General features: G+C 32.0%; 5 protein-coding genes. All 5 read left to right on the plus strand.

All coding sequences use genetic code 11. The annotated features are described in order from the left end of the window. The first annotated feature begins 360 nt into the window (after positions 1–360). Entirely contained in the window at positions 361–531 is a 171-nt protein-coding gene (locus tag EGH73_RS13995; RefSeq protein WP_184808080.1) for a hypothetical protein, read from the plus strand. 67 nt (positions 532–598) lie between these two features. Continuing rightward, positions 599–1,933, plus strand: coding sequence for a DNA adenine methylase (locus tag EGH73_RS07200; RefSeq protein ID WP_123281280.1), 1,335 nt, complete (start codon positions 599–601; stop codon positions 1,931–1,933). Beyond that, on the plus strand, positions 1,926–2,900 hold the full coding sequence (locus tag EGH73_RS07205) for a Dam family site-specific DNA-(adenine-N6)-methyltransferase (RefSeq protein WP_123281281.1): 975 nt from the start codon (positions 1,926–1,928) through the stop codon (positions 2,898–2,900). The genes EGH73_RS07200 and EGH73_RS07205 overlap by 8 nt, the downstream gene beginning before the upstream one ends. Further along, positions 2,900–4,504 carry an AlwI family type II restriction endonuclease gene (locus tag EGH73_RS07210; protein WP_123281282.1) on the plus strand — a complete coding sequence of 535 codons (1,605 nt, stop codon included), beginning with the start codon at positions 2,900–2,902 and terminating at the stop codon, positions 4,502–4,504. Before EGH73_RS07205 ends, EGH73_RS07210 begins: the two co-directional genes overlap by 1 nt. Positions 4,505–4,553: 49 nt before the next feature. After that, the gene (locus tag EGH73_RS07215) at positions 4,554–6,764 is read left to right on the plus strand and encodes an AAA family ATPase (protein ID WP_123281283.1); all 2,211 of its coding nucleotides are present in this window, start codon (positions 4,554–4,556) and stop codon (positions 6,762–6,764) included. Positions 6,765–6,895: the final 131 nt, after the last annotated feature.

The following is a 6,895-nucleotide window of genomic DNA, read 5'->3' on the forward strand; positions in this document are numbered from 1 at the left end:
AAATGTAGCGACACCGCAGCGACGTGTCTGGAGTAATTTTGAAACGTACTTTGGCTCCTTCCCAATACAGAAACCGTACGTTCAAACCTTTGCAAAAGCTCCGCAAATCCCGGAACTTCGCGCTTTGCCTGATTGATGATTTTGTTTTCTCTAAGCGCTTCTACACTCTTTTTTTTGTTGCCATTTTACTGATTTTTAATTAGTTTTACAAAGTAACTAAATATGGCGCTGAGAAAGCTACCGAAGGTTTAGTTCAACATGGGTTTTGCAAGATGCGGGGTTGAAGGAAATCTCAGAAATATTCTAGAAAATACCCGCAAAAAACTTTTCCATTTTTTAGTTTTTTTGTAATTTTAAAAAATGGAAAAAGTTTTTGCTAGAGATTGGTTCTCCTCTCCACTTCCGGTTGCAGTAGCCCGCACCTCGCAAAGCCCCGTTCCGTTGTGCGACACCCTAAAACCCACCGCACATTTAGCACATTTTGGTTTTCCAACCGCACAAGCCAACGCTATAAAAACCAAAAAGAGCTAAATTTTTCCCACGCTCGACCGACATAAATCAAAACATTATTCCTATATTTGACGAAAATTGTCAAATTATGTTGGATACTTTAATTTCAATCGGAGATACGCTAAAGGAAATAAGAGAAACTAAAGGATTTCACTTACAAGAAGTTGCGGAAAAAACAGCTATCAATTATACTTCGTTGAGCAGAATTGAAACAGGAAAAAGACTTCCTACAAAACCGCAAGTACAAACATTAGCTTCATTTTACAGTTACAGCGAACAAGAACTAATCAAACATCTGATTAGTGATAAGATATTGTATGAAGTTCAAAATGAAGATTTTGGACTTGAAGGATTTATTCTTGCTGAACAAAAAATAAAGTACGGAAACTCCCTTTTTAACGACTATGAAAATTTAGAAAAATTTGAGTTGCATAGTCGAAGATATATTGGAAATAAAGCGAAATTGACCGATTGGATAATGGAAGTTATCCAACAAGAAACCACAGGAAACGAAACCTTTATAGATGTGTTTTCGGGAACTTCAAGCGTTGCAAAAGAAGCAATGAAAACGTATAAAAATGTAGTTCTGAATGATATTTTATTTTCTAATAACATTGCTTATCAAGCATTTTATGACAACAAAAAATGGGATTCTAAAAAAATAATTGACATCGTAAACGAGTACAATACTTTAAATCCGAACAACATTAGAGAAAATTATTTTTCTAAAAATTTTGGAGGAAAATTTTACGAAAAAGATATTTCAAAACTAATCGGACATATTCGTCAAGACATTGAAAACCGAAAAAAAGAGTTGAACTCAAAAGAATATGCAATTCTTTTAACTTCCTTAATTTATACTATTGACCGACTTGCCAACACTGTTGGGCATTTTGACGCATACATCAAAAAACCAATTGCAAAACGACCTTTAAATTTTCGCTTAATTCAAACCGAAGATTTTGTAGGGGCAAAAATTTACAGAGAAGATTCCAATAAGTTAGTTAGAAAATTAAAAGGCGACATCGCCTATATCGACCCACCTTATAATTCCCGACAGTATAGCAGATTTTATCATATTTACGAGAATTTGGTACAATGGAAAAAGCCCGATTTGTTTGGTGTTGCTCTCAAACCCGAACCCGAAAATATGAGTGAATATTGCACATCGAGAGCAAAATTTGCCTTTAAAGATTTGGTTGAGAATTTAGATGTAAAATATTTGGCTGTTTCTTACAACAACACTTACAAATCGAAAAGCAAGTCTTCTGCAAATAAGATTAAATACGAGGAAATTGTCGAGATTTTAAATAGCGTTGGAGAAACACAAATTTTTGAGCAATCACATAAATATTTCAACACAGGAAAGACCGATTTTAATGACCATAAAGAGTTTTTATTTCTAACAAAAAAATATGACTAACCACAGCAAAACATATCGTTCGCCATTATTTTACGTTGGAGATAAATACAAACTATATCCAAAAATCCGTAAGTTTTTCCCTAAAACGATAAATCGTTTTATTGAGCCATTTACGGGTGGTGGTTCTGTTTTTCTCAACGTAAATGCTAACGAATATCTATTAAATGATATTGATACAAATGTTGTCAATATTCATCAGTTTTTAATGGAACAATCCGAAAACCCGAAAATGTTTTTCGATAGCGTTTTTGAAGTTATCCAAGAATACAATTTATCACATTCATATATCAAAGATATTGTTCCACAAGAATTAAAAGATGAGTGGATAAAAACATATTATGCCAAATTCAACAAAGATGGATTTGATAAATTAAAAGCCGATTACAATTCAAGTAACGAAAAAAAAATTTTGCATTTATATCTACTTTTGATTTTTGGCTTTAACCGAATGTTGCGTTTTAACTCAAAAGGAAAATATAATTTGCCTGTTGGAAATGTAGATTTCAATAAAAACACCGAAACTGCATTACAAGATTATTTCCGTTTAACCAAGCAGAAAAATATACAATTTTTCAATTTAGACTTTTTAGATTTCTTCAAACAAATAGAATTTCAAGAGGACGATTTTGTGTATCTCGACCCACCCTATTTGATTACATTTAGCGAATACAACAAACTTTGGAATGAAGAAACAGAAAAACGATTGCTTGATTTTTTGGAATGGTTAGATACGCAAAATGTAAAATTTGCAGTTTCCAATGTTTCGCATTACAAAGGAAAAATCAATCATCAATTTTTAGAGTGGAGCAGACAGCATAATTCATTCGACATAAAAAGTAATTACATCAGCTATCACGACAATTCAAACAAAGAATTTAAAGAAGTTCTGATTACAAATTATGAGCCTGAAATTTTTGTTCCGACACAGGAAACAATCAACTTTACAGAATTTGAAGCAGTAGAATAATGGCAAAGAAAAGAGAATCAACATATAAACCTTTACTTTTTACCACAACGGTAAGAAATCCTGAAAGAATGAAAAGGTTATTGAATATTTTGAGCAAATTTAATGGCGAGATATTAACGTCTGAATTAGCTGAAAGTATTATTGCAGAGTTAATTAAATATGGTGTGTACAGACCAATGAAAATTAGCAACTCTGTTAAAGAAAAATGGTCAACAAGTAAAAAAGGAGAATTTTCAGAAACCTTGCTCACAGATGGCGAAGTAACAGAAATCCTTGTAAACAATCCTCAACATCATAAAGAAGCAGGATTTGACAAAGGTTGGGCTTCAAGGTTTGCGACTTATTTTGATTTTGCCAAAGAATTAGGTTTTGTCTATTATTGGACAAATGAACAAATTGAATTTTCTGAAATCGGTTTAAAACTTGCTAATTCGATACAGGTTGATGTCGATGGAGATACTATTTTAGTAAGTGAACCGCACCCCGAATTTGAACAACAGGCATTTCTTCAAGCCCTCGCAAAGTATCAAAGAAACAGTCCTTTCATCAGAGTTTTAAACGATAATGTTCCTTTGGTTTTATTGTTACAGGTTATCAAAAAACTGAATGACGACCCAGAATATAACGGAGCAGGAATTTCAAAATTGGAAATCCCTTTAATCTTGTATTGGAAAGATAACGATTCCGAAGCTCTATATCAACGAATTAAACAGTTACGAGAAGAACACAGCTACAACCCAAGTTGGGAAATTGTAACGGAAATTTGTCGAGATGAAATAATGGAAGGAACTGATGTCGAACGAGATGACAAATCCATAATGGTTGATTATCCTGATGAATTTATTCGCAAAATGCGTTTGACAGGATTGATTTCACTACGTGGAGCAGGAAGATTTATCGACATCAACAAAAATGAGATTGAAAAAGTAGAATATGTATTAGAGCATTATTCCACCTATCCGACTTTTGAAACCGAAAAAGAGTATTTCAATTATATGGCTGAAACAGATGAAAATCTTATCAGTCTTGAAACTAAAACATTAAGCATTGACGAAAATGACAAATTGTTGCTTAAATGGGTTGATACATATTCTTGGAATACAATTAAATCTGAACTTAAAGGATTAGCCAAAAAATCTAATTCGAGTGATGAAGTTTTAAAATTACTTTCGCACCCAATTCGATTAGAATTTTTAACTTCGTTGGCTATCAAATCGAAACACCGAGATTTGAAAATCATACCAAATTATCCAACTGATGATGAGGGAATACCAACATCAACAGCAGGAGGACAAGGAAATCAAGGAGATATAGAATGTTTTGAAAATGACAACGGAATCTTGGTTGAAGTTACAATGTCGGGTGGTAGAACGCAAACAATGATGGAGGTATGGCCTATTGCAAGGCACTTGACAGAATTTTCTAAAAAAGTCAATGCCAATTCAATGTGTCATTTTATTGCACCAAGCATTTATGTTGATAGTGAAAAACAAATCAAGTATGTGAAAGACACAGAGGGTTTGAATATACAACCGAGAACAATAGATGATTTTATTACTTTTTTAGAAACGAACGAAAAACTTTTTGAAATAAATGCCAATTAAAATAGAATAACAACTGAATTTTAAAATTCCTCTGAACAACCTAAACTAAATGATAAAGCAAATTGACATAAAAAATGTAGCGACATACGACAATCAAGGCGTAAGATTTGACGATTTGAAAAAAGTCAATTTTATTTATGGTGCAAATGGTTGCGGAAAAACAACGATTTCAAATTTTGTTCACGATAGTTCAGACCCAAAATTCAATAGTTGTTCTTTAACTTGGCAAAATGATTTGCCGTTAAAAGTATTGGCTTACAACAAAGAATTTAGAGAACGAAACTTTGGAAAAGGTAAACTAAATGGAGTTTTCACTCTTGGCGAAGCCACAGCCGAACAAATCAAAGAAATTGAAAAGAAAAGCGAAGAACTTAAAACAATTAAAGCAGACGGAATACAAAAACGAGAAACATTAGATAAACAAAAAAAGGAAAAAGAAGATTTAGAAAACGAGTTTAAAGAAACTACTTGGACAAAAGTTTACAAGAAAAATGAAACGGCTTTTAAAGAAGCGTTTCAAGGTTCAATGCAAAAAGAAACGTTCAAAAACAAACTTTTGCAAGAATCCGAAAACAACAATGCTCAATTAGAAACACTTGAAAATTTAAAGGAAAAATCAGCAACTATATTTGGCGAACAACCACAAAGAATTGACCCAATAAGTCAAATTTCTTTTGATAGAATTTTGCAAATTGAAACGAATGAAATTTGGAAAAAAATCATTGTCGGCAAAGCCGATGTTAATATTGCCAAACTAATTCAACGGTTAAATATCAATGATTGGGTTAATCAAGGTAGAGAATATATTGAAGATAAAACTTGTCCTTTCTGCCAACAAAAAACAATAGATGACGAGTTCAAAAAGCAAATCGAAAGTTTTTTTGATGAAACGTATTTAAGCGACATCAAACAACTAAAAGAGCTAAAACAGGAATACAATACTTTAACTCAAAATATCATCAATCAATTAAATGCAATTGAAGAAGAGCAAAAAACTTTTAGTAACACCAAACTTGACGTTGGAAAATTTTCGGCTTACTTAAAAACGTTGATAAGCCAAAACACAACGAATAATGAACTTCTAAATAACAAAGTTAAAGAACCAAGCAGAAGTATAGAGTTGCTTTCTGTCAAGGAACAAGCTGATTTAGTAGCAGAGTTAATTGACCAAGCAAACACTGAAATAAAAAAACACAATGACATTGTTGCCAATTTTGCAACAGAAAAAAGCAATCTAATAAAAGCTATTTGGAAGTACTTAATTGAAGATTACAAAACAGATATTACAACATTTAATGGAAAGAAAAGTGGTTTAGAAAAAGGTATAGAAAATTTAGAAAAACAACGTAAAGAAAAACTTGACGAATACGATAAATTAGATATTGAAATTAAAAATCTAAACAAGAATGTAACAAGTATTCAACCAACGATTGATGAAATAAACAGAATTTTGAAATCTTACGGATTTTTAAATTTTGAAATTGTTCCTACACAAGAAGAAGGATTTTATCAAATTCAACGTGAAGACGGAACAATAGCTGAAACAACTTTAAGTGAAGGAGAAATCACATTTATTACTTTTCTCTATTATCTACAATTAACAAAAGGTGGAATTTCTGAAGATGAAGTAAACAACGAAAGAGTTTTGGTAATTGACGACCCAATTTCAAGTTTAGACAGTAATGTTTTGTTTGTTGTTAGCACATTAATCAAAGATATTATTAAAAACATAAAAGCAGATATTGGAAACGTAAAACAGTTGATTTTATTAACTCACAACGTTTATTTTCATAAAGAAGTTTCGTTTATTGATGGAAGAACAAAAATTGACAACAAAACAAATTTTTGGATTTTACGAAAAAACGACAAGATTACAAGTTTGCAAAGTTTTGCAATGGAAAATCCAATTCAATCTTCGTATGAACTTTTATGGCAAGAGTTGAAAAATGACGGAATAAAATCAAGTCTAACAATTCAAAACATAATGCGTAGAATAATTGAAAATTATTTTAAGTTACTTGGAAAATACGGAGATGATGACTTAATTCTAAAATTTGAAACCAAAGAAGAACAAGAAATTTGTAGGTCTTTAATTTCGTGGATAAATGACGGTTCTCACAGTATAAATGACGACCTGTTTGTTGAACTTCAAGACCGAACTGTTGAAGCATATAAAAAAGTTTTTAAAGACATATTCGTATTGACTGACCACGTTGGACATTACAATATGATGATGTGTGAAGTCGCCACACAAGCGTAAGCACATTTGCAATTCGCACAAGCCAACCACACAAAGCCAAAATTGCAAAAGAGCTTCCGCTTTGCCAATGCTAACGGACAAACGGAATGAAAAAAAGAAGGGCGATCGCACAATAGCTAAGTTTTCGTTGC

The organism is Epilithonimonas hominis (assembly GCF_003730015.1).
In the GTDB taxonomy this organism is placed as follows: domain Bacteria; phylum Bacteroidota; class Bacteroidia; order Flavobacteriales; family Weeksellaceae; genus Epilithonimonas; species Epilithonimonas hominis.

Excerpts from the sequence above, each read along its gene's own strand:
- EGH73_RS13995 (WP_184808080.1), top strand. The coding sequence starts at position 361 with ATGGAAAAAGTTTTTGCTAGAGATTGGTTCTCCTCTCCACTTCCGGTT.
- EGH73_RS07200 (WP_123281280.1), top strand. The coding sequence starts at position 599 with ATGTTGGATACTTTAATTTCAATCGGAGATACGCTAAAGGAAATAAGA.
- EGH73_RS07205 (WP_123281281.1), top strand. The coding sequence starts at position 1,926 with ATGACTAACCACAGCAAAACATATCGTTCGCCATTATTTTACGTTGGA.
- EGH73_RS07210 (WP_123281282.1), top strand. The coding sequence starts at position 2,900 with ATGGCAAAGAAAAGAGAATCAACATATAAACCTTTACTTTTTACCACA.
- EGH73_RS07215 (WP_123281283.1), top strand. The coding sequence starts at position 4,554 with ATGATAAAGCAAATTGACATAAAAAATGTAGCGACATACGACAATCAA.